This is a genomic window from Catenibacterium sp. CAG:290 (genome assembly GCF_000437715.1).
Lineage (GTDB): Bacteria > Bacillota_I > Bacilli_A > Erysipelotrichales > Coprobacillaceae > Catenibacterium > Catenibacterium mitsuoka_A.
In genome coordinates this window covers 26,958-42,580 of sequence record NZ_FR898797.1, presented here as the reverse complement: position 1 = coordinate 42,580, position 15,623 = coordinate 26,958, and the positions used below count along the sequence as shown (strand labels likewise).

Here is a 15,623-nt window from a genome sequence, read left to right as displayed (position 1 = left end):
CCTGTTTTTTTGCATGAAAAAACCTCTCATATGAGAGGTTAGATGCTTAATTCTTCTATACTACAAGTGTTTTCTTCTTTGAAGTATTCTTCTGTTTCCGCAATGACTTCTTTTCTAAGTCCAATTAAACCGATGAGGTTAGGGATAGCCATACAGCCATTGACGATATCTGCAAGAATAAAGATAAACTGTAATGACATAAATGGACCAATCGCAATAAGAATAATGAAGATGATCTTATAAATCTTGATAGAACGAATACCTGCAAGATAATACATACATCTTTCACCGTAGTAGTTCCATCCAATAATTGTAGTAAACGCAAAGAAAATCAATCCAATATTTACAATATATTCACCAATAAATGGAATAAGAAGTCCTCTATTAAAGGCAAGTGATGTGACTGCAGCTCCTTCTAAACCACTTGTATTCGCACCAGTGATTAAGATTGCAAGACCTGTCATTGTACAAATGACCATTGTATCAATAAAAGTACCAGTCATAGATACAAGTCCCTGTTCTACACATGAATCAGTCTGTGCAGCAGCTGCCGCAATAGGAGCACTTCCTAAACCACTTTCATTAGAGAAGATTCCTCTACTAATACCCATCTTCATCGCAACACCCATACCCGCACCAAAGATTGCTTTGATATCAAAAGCTGAAGCAAGTACTATCTTTAATACATGAGGAATCATTGGAAGATGTGTTAATAGAATAAGTACAACACCACCAATATAAAATACACACATAAATGGAATTACTTTTTCAGCAACTGCCGCAATTCTATGAATACCACCGATTGTGATAAAACCAACAAGAAGAGTAAGAATAATCGCACTGATCCAATAAGGTACATGGAAAGAAAGATGCAATGCATCAGAAATAGATCTTACCTGAGTGAATGTACCAATACCTAAATAAGCAACAGCTACACCAAAGAATGCAAATAGACTTGCGAGAAACTTATTGTGTAAACCTTTTTCAATATAGTACATCGGACCACCGGCAATTTGTCCATTTTCATCCTTTGTACGATACTTGATAGCGAGTACCCCTTCTGCATACTTAGTGGCCATACCAAAGAAAGCTGAAATCCACATCCAGAATAATGCGCCAGGACCACCTGCAGAAATCGCAGTTGCTACCCCTACAATATTACCTGTTCCAATCGTAGAACTTAAGGCAGTACACAATGCCTGGAAACTAGAAACGTCTCCTTCATGATTTTCATTCTTCTTAAAAATCAAAGAGAAAGCTTTCTTTAATCTTACAAACTGAATAAACTTTAAATGAGTAGTAAAATAAATACCTGTTCCAAGTAATAACAGGATAAGGGGCATACCCCATACGAGATTGTTGACTTGAGTCAAAAATTTGGTCATAAAAAAACTCCTTCTAATAAATTAGACGGAATTAATAGTGAAAAGTATAAGTCACTGTCCTTTTACCTGAGAGTGTTACTCCTTCGGTGCTCATTATGAGTCTCTCCAGTGATTCGTCCAATAGCGATCCTTTTACCTGAAATCTTCCATCCTTCGGTGTTCTTACAAAGAATCTCTTTCGCTACTATCATCCGTTCTTTTACAAGAAAACATTATAAACAGAGATTATTATAAATTCAATGTTTTTTTATTTTAAAAGCTTTTGTATAATAAGAAAAAAGGGGAATAAATTTATGAATATTGTATGTTATGGGGATTCTAATACTTATGGATTTAACCCTCTTGATGGGGGACGTTATGAAACATGCTGGGTGGATATAGTAAGAGCGAATTATAAGGATGATTTTGTCGTCAATGCAGGACTCAATGGAAGACTTGCGGAACCTAGACAATTCTTATATGATGTTACTTTGCGTCAATATGCACCTATTGGATTATTAGTTATTATGCTAGGGACAAATAATGTAGACCATTTAGAATCGGTAGAACATATTACAGTAGGTCTTCATGTGATGTTAAGACGTGCTTTGTCTAAAGCCGAACATATATTACTTCTTGCACCACCTTATCTACGTAATGATGAAGAAAGATATCAAAGAAGTAAAGAACTCAATAAGAAGTTAAAAGTACTTGCAGATAGCTTTCATGCAGATTTTATTGATGTAGAAGAAGTAGTAAGTGAACTTGCATTTGATGGTATTCATCTTACAAAAAAGGGACATGAACAGTTAGGAAAAACAATTGTAGACTATATAAAGAAATCCGTATAATGGATTTTTTTGTATACTCAAAAATGCTATACTTTAACACTGGGGGGGATTAAGATATGACAAAGAATATGACAGAAGGACATCCATTAAAACTCATTATGATGTTCGCATTGCCTTTATTATTGGGAAACATATTCCAGCAGACTTATAATATTGTGGATACTGCAATAGTAGGTCAGACACTGGGCGCCAATGCACTTGCGGCAGTAGGCTCTACTACTAGTGTACAATTTTTAGTATTGGGATTTTGTATTGGTATATGCTGTGGTTTTGGTATACCTATTGCCCAGTCATTTGGTGGCAATAACTTATCTAAGATGCGTGATTTTATTTATCATAGCATTGTATTGACTATTATTATTGGTGCTTTGTTAACTGTAGGATGCTGTTTATTATGTATGACAATTATTCATATATTACAGATACCAGCTGAGATTGCATCACGTTCTTATATATATTTATTAATTATATTTATAGGATTACCATGTACATTACTCTATAATCTATGTTCAAGTATATTACGTGCAGTCGGGGATAGCCGTACACCATTCTTATTTCTGGCTTTTTCTGCTTGTCTCAATATTGTGTTAGATTTATTTTGTATTATTATTTTAAAACTTGATGTCGCAGGGGCAGCTCTTGCGACTATTGTGTCACAAGGTATCAGTGGCATCTTATGTCTTATACTCATTAAGAAACGTTTCACAGTATTACATATAGAAAAAGAAAACAAAGTAATAAAGTCATCCATCGTTAAGAATTTACTTGGGATGGGACTTCCAATGGGATTACAGTACTCTATTACTGCGATTGGCTCTATGGTCATGCAGGGAGCCAATAACTCTTTAGGCGCCACTTATATGTCTGCCTTTGCGGCAGCGGCTAAAATCAAACAGCTTGCCATCTGTCCATTTGATGCATTAGCCACAGCAGCTTCAACTTTCGCAAGTCAGAACTATGGTGCAAAGAAATATGATCGTATCAAAAAAGGTGTCATACAAACTGTTGTTGTAGGTATTATCTATGGCGTGATTGTAGGAGTCTTATTGATTCTATTTGGTAGAATTTTCTCAATGTTGTTTATTTCATCAAAATATAGTGCAGTCCTTGATGCATCCGCAAAATATATTACCTATATGGGATATTTCTATTGGGTTCTTTCAATTCTCAATGTATGTCGCCAGACAACTCAGGGGATTGGTTATTCCGGACTTGCAATATTCTCTGGTGTCATTGAAATGATTGCAAGATGTTTTGTATCATTGGTATTTGTACCAATTGCTGGTTATACCGCAATATGCTGTGCTGATCAGACAGCCTGGATTGTTGCAGCACTCTATTGTGTATTCACTTTTAGTTATTGTTTTAAAAAGATTCAAGAAGAATGACGATATTCAAGAGGTGTCATATGATACCTCTTTTTAAACTGTGTATTAAAATAGCTAGGACGACTAAAGCCACACATTTTTGAAATAGATACAATAGAATAATCTTTAGATAATAATTCAGTACTATGCACTAAACGCAGTTCATTCAAATAAACTATAGGAGAAGTATGAAGATATTGAGAAAAAATACTACAGCATCTTGAACGACAAATAGAAACCGCATCTGCCATATCCTGGATGGTGATCTTTTGAGAAAGATGATCTCTCAAATAATGAATCATTTCTAACATCTTATCATAATCGTCTAGTGGTTTACTTTCTGGAAGAATTGTACTAGCTAAATGGACAAGCTCTGATGCAGAAGAGAGAATTAAAAAGGGATTCATTTCTGGAATATTAAGTAAACCATATAACTTAGTGATGAGTGCATGAATTGTATGATCATGAATAACTATATAAGGGGCATGATTATGATTAAAGAATGAATCAAAATAACTTAAAAGTGATTCATGCATACTAAAAGTTTCTCTTTCGATAGAGACAGTCATTAAATGAGCTGTAGAAGAAAGTCTTGCATGAATAATATGAGTATTAATCATAAAGGCTTCGCCTTTATGAATAGTAATTAAATCTCCATTAATTAAATAGGATACTTCTCCATGAAGACAATAAATGAACTCTAAAGAATCGTGATCATGATAAATCATATCATTTTCTGTATTTTCAATATGCTGGGTATGGATAGGAAACATGATAAAACTCCTTATAAACGATAGTGATATTATTATAAGTATAAAATAGATATTAATCAACAAAAATATACGATAATGATATAAAAGAAAGAAAATGCAATGATTATCAAGTGAAGTTGATGTACTCAATGAATGTAAACGGTGACATTTCATAAAAATAGACTTCTAAATATACAATAATGATATAAAAAGATAATAAGAATGGATTATAGTTCTGCAAAATATACGATGATGATATGTTTGTGTAGAATGTTAAGAATATGTTATAATTTTGTTCGAGGAGCTGATAGGATGAAAGAAGAATTATTTGATGATTTAATATTAGAAAGAGGTTATGAATATGCCCAGGAAGGGGCAGTGGATCATGTACGTAAAGTAGGAGAAGTAATCTATGCCACTGTTCATGGGACAGAGGATTATCATGTAAAAATAGATGATAATGATATGTTCTGTGATTGTCCATATGCTAAAGAGGGAGCACATTGTAAGCATATGGCTGCTGTTTTGTATTATTTAGACAGTCATCCTGTTTATGATGAACATACAATTATTGATGCATTAAGTGAGAAGCAGGCTAAACAACTATTAAAGAAAATATTAAAAGATCATCCAGAATATCTAGATCAACTACCGCAGGTAGAAAAGAAAGTAGAAATCAAAGAAAGTGTGGAAGAGGCTTTTAGAAATCATCCTAATGTTAAATCAGCTCGTAGTTATATTGTAAAATGTATGAATGATTATATGGATATATATATATATACTTATTCATACATTTAAAAATTATTTGGAAGATAAGGTCGTATCTAAATCTTTGATTGATTACTATAGTACACTTGATATTAAAGAAGCTATTTCATTTGTGAAATCATTGAAGACAGATAAGCCTTCTATTAAAAAGATGTATCAATCTTATTTGAAGGATTTATACTTAAAAGATAATGATAGAGAATCTTATTTAGATATTTTATGGACACTAGTAAGAGAAGATGGACAGATAGATTTCTATCGTGAATTAAAAAGACAATATACAAAAGAGGAATGGATTCCATTAAGAGACGATCTTCTTAATAATCTTCCACCTCGTGCAAGACTTGATAAGATTTACTTAGAAGAAGGTATGTATGATCAGTTATTGAATCTTGTCATTCAAACACCTGGCTTGTATATTCTAGAAGAGTATTATCATGATTTATTGAATTATCCTGAACAACTATTAAATAAGTATCTAGAAGAACTTAAGCCTCTTGTAGGTAAACAGGATATCACTCATTATCTCGAAGAAATAGAAGAAATTCCGGGAGGAGTGCAGTTTATTTCTTTAAATCAATTGAGAAAATAAGGCGTTTTAAGCGTATAAAAAGAGTAGGGAGATATAATCTCTCTACTCTCTTAGTTTTTCTAATCCCATGATAAAGAAACTGATGATTAATAATAAGCTTGATACCCAGATAACATGAATAGACTTTCCTTGGGAAAATAAACCACCAAATCCTGCACCAAGTCCAAAAAAGAAAATAATTCCATAATAATAGAATGCACGTCTAAGTGATGCTTTATTATGTGTTTCTGTATAATCAGCTAAAGCACTTGTGCCATTACGAATATTTCCAATACACATTGTAGAAGCATAAGAATAACCACTTACTTTTCTAAATGTTTGTACTTGTAGTGCACAAGAGAATGAGACAAGAATAGTCGCAAGACTATCTAAGTGATGGGGAATGAGTCCGACAAAGAATAGAATCACTATTTCTAATACAAGTATTCCCTGTCTCCAATGCATCTTTTGTGCATATTTAAAGCGAGCATGCACAATGTCCGCAATAAATATTCCTAATGCAAAGGCGATTAAAGGTAACAAATACTTTAAGGCAATCATCCATTCTCCACTCATGATATGATTACTTAATAATACGACGTTCCCTGTCTGGGCATTAGAATAAACACCACCACGTGCAAAATAAGTATAAGCATCCTGAAAGCCACCAGACATGGCAAGGAAGATACTATTTATAAAAGCTTCAGACATCTGTCTTTCACGTAAAAACCATTGAATAAGTTTGTCTTTCATAACATACTCCGTTGTAAATTTAAATCAAATGCATTATACTGAATGAACAGAAATATGTAAAAAGTATTTTTGATATACTGATGATATGATTATTATATGGGAGGAAACTTATGGCAAACTATGATTATTACAGGATATTTTATTATGTAGCACAATACCAGAGCTTCACAAAGGCAGCAGAGATGTTAAGAAACAACCAGCCTAATATCACCCGTTATATCAATAACTTAGAAAGTGAACTAGGCTGTAAACTTTTTATTCGTTCTAATAGAGGTGTTAAATTAACACCTGAGGGAGAAAACTTATTTGAACATGTTGCCATTGCTCAGGAACATTTAAGACTAGGAGAAAGTGAATTACAGAAAGAAAAAGAATTAAATAGTGGTTTAATTACTTTAGGTGTCAGTGAGAATGCATTACGTATATTCCTTCTAGACCATCTAGAACGTTTCCACGAACAATATCCACATGTACGCCTGCGTATCACTAACCATACTACACCAGAAGCATTAGAATCATTAAGAAATGATTTATGTGACTTCTCTGTTGTGACAACACCAATAGACTTACCACATTTATTACAGGTCTTAGTACTTGATCATTTTGAAGATATTCTCATTTGTGGGAAGAAGTATAAGGAACTCTCATTAAAACGTCATTCTTTAGATGAATTCAAGGATACACCTTTTGTTTCGCTTACAAGTCAGACAGGGACAAGAAACTTCTATAATCAATATTTCTTAGATAATGGTGTTTCTTTCCATCCTGATATTGAAGTCTCTACAACTGATCAGATTATCCCTCTTATTGTTCATAATTTAGGTATAGCATTCTATCCTAGAAAACTAGCTCAGCCATACTTAGATAAAGGAGAAGTCTATGAAATCCCGTTGTTTCAATCATTACCACATCGTAAGGTCTGCTTAGTGAAGGATCCTAATAAATCACAAAGCATTGCTTCTAGTAAACTGATTGAATCACTTACACATCGTTAAGGAGGAACCATGCCACTAGTTATATTTATGATAGGTACTTGTTTTGGCAGTTTTATATCTTGTATGTCACATCGTTATATGACTCACGAATCAATACTTGGAAGAAGTCATTGTGATTATTGTGGACATACATTACATGTATTAGATTTAATTCCAGTCTTATCTTATATATTACTTAAAGGACAATGTCGTTATTGTCATCATAAACTCAATAAGAGTCTGCTTGTTCATGAACTAATAGCAGGCTTTTTATTTGTCTTATTTTATATTCATGATGGAGTAAGTATTCTTTATTTATCTCATATCGCATCTCTTACATGCTTTTATATTATTTCTATAATAGACTTACATCTCTATGAAATACCTGATGTATATCTTCTTATTAGCTTGTTAACTAGCTTTAAGATGATATATATCAAAGAATCTCTCGTTCTCCTATTATTTCTTATACTATTTGTTTATCTATTTTATAAAATAAGTGGAAAAGAAGGACTTGGAGGGGGGAGATATTAAGATGTTAGGTGTCTGTAGTCTTTCTTTAGGTATATATCAAACATTAAGTATCTTATCCATTGCCTGTTTCTTAGGAATCATCTTCTCTTTTATAAAACAAAAGAAGATGATTCCTTTTGGTCCTTTTATTGCGATAGGATGGTTAACCATATCTTTGTTTGACAGTTTCTTCATCCTGTAATACTATTTTTGTCATAGGAGGTGTTCTTATGGCGTCACTTTTTGAAGAAACATTTAATGAACCTCTTCCATCAAGACTAAGACCTGATAATTTAGATGAATTTGTTGGGCAGACTCATCTTGTAGGAAAAGGGAAAATACTTAGAAGACTCATAGAAACAGATTCTATTTCTTCAATGATCTTCTGGGGACCACCAGGAGTTGGTAAAACAACACTCGCAAGAATAATTGCTTCACATACACATTCTTCTTTTATTGATTTCTCTGCTGTGACAAGTGGTATTAAAGAAATAAGAGAAGTGATGAAACAGGCAGAAAATAATCGTGTCTTTGGTGAAAAGACAATTTTATTTGTGGATGAAATACATCGTTTCAATAAATCCCAGCAAGATGCTTTTTTGCCTTTTGTAGAAAAAGGAAGCATTATACTTATAGGTGCCACAACGGAAAATCCATCATTTGAAATCAATGGAGCCCTTTTATCACGTTGTAAAGTATTTGTCCTCAATGCACTTGAAGAAGAGGATATTGTTTCATTACTCAAACATGCCATTTCTAGTCCAAAGGGATTTGGAAATTTAAATATTGATATATCTGATGATTGTTTACACCTTATTGCATCTTTTAGTAATGGTGATGCAAGAAATGCGTTATCTACTTTAGAAATGGTTATTAATAATAGTGATGAGAAAGACGGAATCATACATGTTTCTAAGACCATCATTGAACAATGTACACAAAAGAAATCTCTTTTATATGATAAGAAGGGTGAGGAACATTATAATCTCATTAGTGCCTTACATAAATCTATGCGTAATTCAGATCCAGATGCAGCTATATATTGGCTTGCTAGAATGTTGGAGGCAGGAGAAGATCCTATTTATGTCGCAAGAAGAGTGATTCGTTTTGCGAGTGAAGATATTGGTTTAGCAGATCCTCGTGCTTTATCTATTGCGAATGATGCTTATACAAGCTGTCATTATATTGGTATGCCTGAATGTTCAGTTATATTAACGCAGGCTGTTGTTTATATGTCCATGGCACCTAAATCCAACTCTTTATATGTTGCCTATGAAACAGCTAAAAAAGATGCCTTAAAAGAATTATCTGAACCTGTGCCATTAGTTATTCGTAATGCACCTACAAAGCTTATGAAGGAACTACATTATGGGGAAGGCTATCAATATGCTCATGATACAAAAGAGAAGATTACAAATATGCAATGTCTACCCGATTCATTAAAAGACAGGGAATACTATCTTCCAGGTACTCAAGGTGCAGAGAAACAATATAAGAATAGATTAGATGAAATCAAGAAATGGAGAAAAGAAAATCAATGAGTTATTGCATAAAATGTGGTCATGAATTAATAGAAAAAGAAAATGGAATAGATGGTATGGTACCTTATTGTCCAAACTGTCAGGAATTTAGATTCCCAATGTTTAATAGTGCAGTCAGTGCCTTGGTACTTAATCCCAAAAAAGATAAAATCCTTCTCATTCAACAGTATGGACGTAAGGATAATATCTTAATAGCTGGATATGTCACAAAAGGAGAAAATGCGAAGCAGGCTCTTTTTAGAGAAGTCAAAGAAGAAACAGGTCTTACTATTTCTTCTTATGAATTCAACGACAATGAATACTATGCACGCACTAATACATATATTAACAACTATATCGTTGTCGTAGAAGATGAATCATTCCACTGCAATGAAGAAATAGATTATGCAAAATGGTATGATCTAAAAGATGCAATAAATATCATTAAGCCTGATTCTTTAGCTCAGGAATTACTGAGAAGATATCTCTATAAGAGAGAACACAATCTTGTTTTCACAAGATAAAAGACGACTATTTGAAGTAGTCGTCTAGTAAGTCATTTTTAATTGTGAATGTAGGGTTTCCCATATAACCAGGTGCTACTTCAAATTGATCAAAGCAAATGACAAGTTCACCTTGTTTATTAATATAGTAGCTTTGATTCTTCGAAATACCTTTAAAACGAGGATTATCATTCTTTTGACACCAATATACTTTATTGGTGTCTTTTTTCATTTCTGCTTTCATTTGTTTAAGTATCTCTTTAGAAATTACTTCTTTATAGTCACTATTCTTAAAATAAGCAGAAAGAGGGATACTCTTTCCTGTGGATTTGTTGATTGTATAATAAACGTTCTTTGTGTAACTATCTGCATGTGCTTTATTTAGCTCTAATTTAAGAGTAAATAACTGGTCTGTATTATAGACAATCTCATGATTAATAGAATAATAACTTCCGTTTTTTTCCTCTTTTGAAATAAAATTCTTAATAGTAGATGCCATCTTTTGATTTACTACATCAAGCGCTTCCTGTTTATTATTATCTGCAGTTGTAATCCATGGGACATGGGACTTATTGACATCTACAGTAAATAGGTTGGACAGAGTGAGTCTATTTGGTGTATTGGTATCTTTATTGAGTTGATGATTGATCAGTATAAGTATAGCTACAAGGACAATAAAAGAAAGTCCTATCTTTTTCCAAAATGTTAGTTTATGCATAGTATCACCTAACTCACATTATACACAAAAAAACTGTTCATGACGAACAGTTTTACTCACCAAATGAGATTCCCACAAGCTTTGCGCTTTGTACGATTTCTCCTTCAGTATCTACATATTTTAATTTTCCTGCAGTAGCTTCTAATGGAATATGTGTAACATGATTTCCTTGTAATACAACATATTCACCATAATGTTTCTTAATGATGAGTCTTGCACCTTCTACACCAAAACGTGTAGAGATTTCACGATCATAACTATTAGGATTACCACCACGCTGTGCATGACCAATACATGATACACGAATCTCAGCATCAATTTCCTGACTTAATTCATCAGCTACTTCATAAGCTACAGAACGACCATTTCTTGCAAGTACTTTTGCTTTATAGTCTTTTCGCTTCATTAAGGCATCGGCTTCAGAAATAGCCCCTTCTGCACAGGCAATAATCGCATAATTCTTTTCATTCTTTAATGTTTCTTTAACCTTTTTCGCAACAACTTTAATATCATATGGAATCTCAGGTAAGAGGATGACATCAGCGCCTGCTGCAATACCGGCAGATAAACAGATATGTCCTACCTTATGACCCATAACTTCAATCACAAAGACACGGCTATGACTTGCGGCTGTTGTCTTGATTTCATCTAAGTAACGTGTCGCAATGGCTGTGGCAGAAGAATAACCAAATGTATAATCTGTACCCCAGGCATCGTTATCAATAGTCTTAGGTAATGCAATTACATTTAGTCCTTCCTGTGATAACATATTAGCACTTTTAATAGAACCATTACCACCTAGTACAACTAAGCAGTCCAATTCAAGTTTCTTATAAGTATTTTTCATTGCTTTGACTTTATCAAAACCATTTTCAATAATACGCATACGTTTGAAAGGACATCTTGAATTTCCAAGAATTGAACCACCTACGTTTAGAATATCATAAAAATCTTTAGGCTTCATTTTTTTGTATTTTTCATACATCAATCCTTTATAACCATCGATGAAGCCAATGATTTCAACATCTTTCACATTTCTATAAAGAGTTAAAGCCAACCCACGCATAGTAGCATTAAGGGCTTGACAGTCTCCTCCGCTTGTTAAAATACCAACGCGCATATTATACCTCCCTTATACTTTTTTCTTAAAGAAGTATTCCTGACTATTGATCTTCTCTTGTTTATTCTTTACACGTTTATATGTACCATCATTTAATAAACGTGATGCTTTCACATTATCATGAAGCATAATATCAAACATATTAAGAATAGTCTTCTTAATACGAGGATCATGAATTGGTGCACCCACTTCTACACGTCTTTCTAAGTTACGTGTCATTAAGTCTGCAGAAGAAATATAAACTTCAGGATCCTTATCACCAAAGATATAAATACGAGAATGTTCCAAATAACGTCCAACAATAGATATAACTTGAATATTTTCTGTATAACCCTTTATACCAGGAATAATACAACAGATACCTCTAACGATTAATTGAATCTTAACACCAGCCTGACTTGCTTCTACAAGCTTTTCAATCATTTTCTTACTTGTCACTGCATTACATTTAAATCCTACATAAGCAGGTTTACCAGCCTTTGCAAGTTTAATTTGTTCATCAATCTTTTCAAAGATTTTTGAAATCATACAATGTGGTGCAACTAATAATATATTCGCATTATGATCTGTTTCACCTAAACATAAATGAGTAAAGAGTTCATTGGCTTCTTCACCAAAAGCATGTTCTGAAGTCATTAAACAGAAATCTGTATAAAGTTTAGAAGTCTTTTCGTTATAGTTGCCAGTACCAATCTGAGTCAAATACTTGATACCTTCATCAGTACGATAAGTGACAAGACATAATTTAGAGTGTACCTTTAATTCACTTAAACCATAAATAACATGACATCCAGCACTCTCTAACTGTTTAGACCAGGCAATATTGTTTTCTTCATCAAAACGTGCACGAAGTTCTACTAGAACTGTCACATCCTTACCATTTTCTGCAGCACGAATCAAACTCTTAACAACCTTAGAATTCTTAGCCACACGATAAAGAGTCATCTTAATACTGATTACTTGTGGATCACGACTTGTTTCATCTAAGAATCTTAAGAATGGTGCCATAGATTCAAATGGATAAGAAAGTAATATATCATGCTTTAATACCTGTTTAATCATTGGTACAGTATTTTCTACAAGAGGTGAATTACGTGCTTCAAGTCTCTTATAGAATAATTCTGGATGTCTTGACTTCAAATAATCCTGTAAAGTGAATACAAATGAGAACTCTAATGGACTCTCAACTTCAAAGACCTGACCACTAGAAAGATCTAAGAAATGTTTCAACATATCTACTTCAATCTCTTCTAGACCTGGAGACATCTCCATTCTTAAAGGTGCAAGCTTTCTTCTTTGTTTAATAAGAGTTTCCATCATTTCACGATAATCTTCATGTTCCTGTAAAGAATAATCATCCTCTTCAATATCAGCACTTCTTATAATACGAATTATAGAAGCATTCTTTACTGTTTGTCCATGAAAAATCATAGGAAGATTTTTTTTCACAATTTCTTCTGCCAAAATAAATTTACCAGGCTTACTAGGCAAAGCAATTAATCTTTCATCAAAAGCGGCAGAGCATGAAACAATACCCATCTTTCTTTTACCCTTTTTACTTTCTAATTGTGTCACAATGTAGAGTTCACCATTATTAAGGAAAGGAAATGGCTGTCTTTTAGAAACAACTTGTGGTGATACAAGTGGAAGCATTTCCTGGGTGAAATAATGTTCGAGAAATTTTTTATCTTCTTTATCTTTAATATCATCATAACCTACAATCTCTACACCATATTCTTTCATCTTTTCAAGATTTGATGCATAGATCTTATCTCTCTTCTTATATAAATATTTCACCTTTCTTTCACAGGCTTTAATCTGTTCAGATGATGTCATATTTGTCTTATTTTCTTTTAAAGCAGGATAAAACAAAGCCTGATCAAATAAGAATCCCATACGTACTCTAAAGAATTCATCTAGGTTCGTTTGGAAAATTGAAATAAAAGTCAGACGCTCACCTAACGGCACGTTTTCATCTTTGGCCTGCATAAGAACACGGTCATTAAACTTTAACCAAGATAATTCTCGGTTATCTTTATATATATTCATAATTAATCCTCCCGTCTATATACTCATTATAGCGTTAATTCTAGCATTATACTAATAATAGTGGGATTTAGTTCAAATAAAATTTCTGTAAAGATAGTGTAAAATTTGTTCATTTCATATATTTTGTAAGAATATAAAGCAATTTTTGGACATTTTCCTAAAAATGCCTAAATGAACATTGGTCAGTTTTATTGACTTTTATCAGTAACATTCTAAAATGAGGATTAGTGAAAGAGAGAGGATGTTGATTATGAATACATTAGATAAAGTATCACATGCAGCTGAAAGAAAAGCAATGGAGGTTGCAATTGATCATATTGTGAAGGGGTTGGATAAAGACCGTACAGGAGAATATTTGAAGCTCATTGACTTGGCTGAAAAGTTCTATGGTAAAGGGCTTAGTAAAGAAAGCTATGATGCTGCGAGAAAGGCTGTACAGGATCCAAACAACAAATGGGTGAATTACATTAATAGTGTGATTGATGATGCAAATCCAGAATTCATCAAGAAGACAGCTTTGAATCTTGGCTATGAAGCATTCTTTAGAGGTACAAAAACAATCCGTGAAAACAGAAAGAAATACAACTGTAATATTCCTTGGTTGATTCTTTTTGATCCAACAAGTGCCTGCAATATGCATTGTGAAGGATGCTGGAGCGGTACTTATGGACATAAGAGTAACTTATCTTTTGAAGATATGGATAAGATTGTCACACAAGGTAAAGAATTAGGTGTCTATCTTTACTTATTAACTGGTGGTGAACCACTTGTAAAGAAGAAAGAAATCATTAAATTAGCTGAAAAGCATAATGATGTAGAATTCGCAATCTTCTCTAATTCTACTCTTATTGATGATGCGTTCTGTAAAGAACTTGTTAGACTTGGTAATATTACATTCTTATTATCAATTGAAGGTACTCCAGAAACAAATGATGCAAGACGTGGTGCAGGTCATTTTGAAGCCGTTATGAAGGCTATGGATCTCTTAAAGAAATATGGTATTGTCTTTGGTACATCTATCTGCTATACAAAATATAATGTAGAAGCAGTCACAAGTGATAAATTCTTTAAGATGATTACTGATAAAGGGGCTCGTTTTGGTTTCTACTTCCACTATATGCCAGTAGGAAACAACGCAGTTACTGACTTACTTCCTACAATGGAACAAAGAAAATATATGATTGATCGTATTAGATATATCCGTTCAGATAAATGTGATATTAACTTCTATCCAATGGATTTCCAAAATGATGGTGAATATGTTGGTGGATGTATTGCCGGTGGTAGAAACTACTTCCATATCAACTCTAATGGTGATGCTGAACCATGTGTATTTATTCATTATTCAAATACTAATATTCATGAAAACTCAATTCTTGAAATGTTGCAATCACCTTTATTCATGGCTTATCATGAAGGACAGCCATTTAATGAAAACCATTTAAGACCTTGTCCAATGTTAGAAAACCCATCATTATTAAGAGAAATGGTGAAACGTACAGGTGCGCATGATACAAATATGGAATCTCCTGAAACAGCAGACCACTTATGTGATAAGTGTGAAGACTATGCAAAAGAATGGGCGCCTATTGCAGAAAAATATTGGATGGATCATAAGCATCCACATCCTAAGTATGAAAACTATGCACCTAAGAGAATGGAAGAATTAGGCTTACATAACGAAGAATAACTATGGGGCAGTAGAAATACTGCCTTTTAGTATGCAATAAAGTTATAATGCCCTCCAATATTGGTATTTTACTTTTATTTCTTTGTTATTTAGAATGGTGTCATGGAGGT

At 33.2% G+C, this 15,623-nt stretch carries 16 protein-coding genes and 2 riboswitches; of the genes, 10 read left to right on the top strand and 6 right to left on the bottom strand.

Annotation, left to right across the window (positions count from 1 at the left end):
* Nucleotides 1-38: 38 nt before the first annotated feature.
* Entirely contained in the window at nucleotides 39-1,385 is a 1,347-nt protein-coding gene (locus QVO42_RS03875; RefSeq protein WP_022424862.1) for an alanine/glycine:cation symporter family protein, read from the bottom strand.
* Nucleotides 1,386-1,430: 45 nt separating this feature from the next.
* A riboswitch (glycine riboswitch) is annotated at nucleotides 1,431-1,499 on the bottom strand.
* A riboswitch (glycine riboswitch) is annotated at nucleotides 1,500-1,576 on the bottom strand.
* A 102-nt stretch (nucleotides 1,577-1,678) separates the two neighbouring features.
* Here QVO42_RS03875 and QVO42_RS03870 point away from each other — a divergent pair.
* Nucleotides 1,679-2,215 (top strand): GDSL-type esterase/lipase family protein, encoded by a 537-nt coding sequence (locus QVO42_RS03870; protein ID WP_022424861.1) that lies wholly within the window; start codon nucleotides 1,679-1,681, stop codon nucleotides 2,213-2,215.
* Nucleotides 2,216-2,271: 56 nt separating this feature from the next.
* Entirely contained in the window at nucleotides 2,272-3,603 is a 1,332-nt protein-coding gene (locus tag QVO42_RS03865) for an MATE family efflux transporter (RefSeq protein ID WP_022424860.1), read from the top strand.
* Here the strand turns inward: QVO42_RS03865 and QVO42_RS03860 are convergent.
* On the bottom strand, nucleotides 3,591-4,355 hold the full coding sequence (locus QVO42_RS03860; protein ID WP_022424859.1) for a helix-turn-helix transcriptional regulator: 765 nt from the start codon (nucleotides 4,353-4,355) through the stop codon (nucleotides 3,591-3,593). The genes QVO42_RS03865 and QVO42_RS03860 overlap by 13 nt on opposite strands.
* Before the next feature lie 291 nt (nucleotides 4,356-4,646).
* Here QVO42_RS03860 and QVO42_RS03855 point away from each other — a divergent pair, with 291 nt between their 5' ends.
* On the top strand, nucleotides 4,647-5,132 hold the full coding sequence (locus QVO42_RS03855; RefSeq protein ID WP_022424858.1) for an SWIM zinc finger family protein: 486 nt from the start codon (nucleotides 4,647-4,649) through the stop codon (nucleotides 5,130-5,132).
* A 34-nt stretch (nucleotides 5,133-5,166) separates the two neighbouring features.
* Nucleotides 5,167-5,694: a hypothetical protein gene (locus QVO42_RS03850; RefSeq protein ID WP_288163765.1), complete on the top strand. Its 528-nt coding sequence runs from the start codon at nucleotides 5,167-5,169 to the stop codon at nucleotides 5,692-5,694.
* A 42-nt stretch (nucleotides 5,695-5,736) separates the two neighbouring features.
* Here QVO42_RS03850 and QVO42_RS03845 read toward each other — a convergent pair whose 3' ends face one another.
* Nucleotides 5,737-6,426 (bottom strand): YoaK family protein, encoded by a 690-nt coding sequence (locus QVO42_RS03845; protein ID WP_022424856.1) that lies wholly within the window; start codon nucleotides 6,424-6,426, stop codon nucleotides 5,737-5,739.
* Between the two features lie 110 nt (nucleotides 6,427-6,536).
* Between QVO42_RS03845 and QVO42_RS03840 the strand changes: the two genes are divergently transcribed.
* Genes QVO42_RS03840 through QVO42_RS03820 form a run of 5 tightly spaced genes read left to right on the top strand, consistent with a single transcriptional unit; the run spans nucleotide 6,537 to nucleotide 9,957 of the window.
* Nucleotides 6,537-7,421 carry a LysR family transcriptional regulator gene (locus QVO42_RS03840; RefSeq protein WP_022424855.1) on the top strand — a complete coding sequence of 295 codons (885 nt, stop codon included), beginning with the start codon at nucleotides 6,537-6,539 and terminating at the stop codon, nucleotides 7,419-7,421.
* A 9-nt stretch (nucleotides 7,422-7,430) separates the two neighbouring features.
* On the top strand, nucleotides 7,431-7,934 hold the full coding sequence (locus QVO42_RS03835) for a prepilin peptidase (protein ID WP_022424854.1): 504 nt from the start codon (nucleotides 7,431-7,433) through the stop codon (nucleotides 7,932-7,934).
* Nucleotide 7,935: 1 nt separating this feature from the next.
* Complete coding sequence (locus QVO42_RS03830) at nucleotides 7,936-8,115, top strand: A24 family peptidase (protein ID WP_288163761.1); 180 nt, start codon at nucleotides 7,936-7,938, stop codon at nucleotides 8,113-8,115.
* A gap of 28 nt (nucleotides 8,116-8,143) precedes the next feature.
* On the top strand, nucleotides 8,144-9,454 hold the full coding sequence (locus tag QVO42_RS03825) for a replication-associated recombination protein A (RefSeq protein ID WP_022424853.1): 1,311 nt from the start codon (nucleotides 8,144-8,146) through the stop codon (nucleotides 9,452-9,454).
* Complete coding sequence (locus tag QVO42_RS03820) at nucleotides 9,451-9,957, top strand: NAD(+) diphosphatase (protein WP_022424852.1); 507 nt, start codon at nucleotides 9,451-9,453, stop codon at nucleotides 9,955-9,957. The genes QVO42_RS03825 and QVO42_RS03820 overlap by 4 nt, the downstream gene beginning before the upstream one ends.
* 7 nt (nucleotides 9,958-9,964) lie before the next feature.
* On the opposite strand, the gene QVO42_RS03815 is transcribed toward QVO42_RS03820, so the two are convergent.
* From QVO42_RS03815 to ppk1, 3 genes are read right to left on the bottom strand one after another with little or no spacing between them, the layout of a single operon-like run.
* Nucleotides 9,965-10,654: an RsiV family protein gene (locus QVO42_RS03815; RefSeq protein WP_022424851.1), complete on the bottom strand. Its 690-nt coding sequence runs from the start codon at nucleotides 10,652-10,654 to the stop codon at nucleotides 9,965-9,967.
* A gap of 52 nt (nucleotides 10,655-10,706) precedes the next feature.
* Nucleotides 10,707-11,774 (bottom strand): 6-phosphofructokinase, encoded by a 1,068-nt coding sequence (locus QVO42_RS03810; RefSeq protein ID WP_022424850.1) that lies wholly within the window; start codon nucleotides 11,772-11,774, stop codon nucleotides 10,707-10,709.
* Nucleotides 11,775-11,786: 12 nt separating this feature from the next.
* The gene (gene ppk1, locus QVO42_RS03805) at nucleotides 11,787-13,823 is read right to left on the bottom strand and encodes a polyphosphate kinase 1 (RefSeq protein ID WP_022424849.1); all 2,037 of its coding nucleotides are present in this window, start codon (nucleotides 13,821-13,823) and stop codon (nucleotides 11,787-11,789) included.
* Nucleotides 13,824-14,073: 250 nt separating this feature from the next.
* On the opposite strand from ppk1, the gene QVO42_RS03800 reads away from it, so the two are divergent.
* Nucleotides 14,074-15,513: a radical SAM protein gene (locus QVO42_RS03800; RefSeq protein ID WP_022424848.1), complete on the top strand. Its 1,440-nt coding sequence runs from the start codon at nucleotides 14,074-14,076 to the stop codon at nucleotides 15,511-15,513.
* Nucleotides 15,514-15,623: the final 110 nt, after the last annotated feature.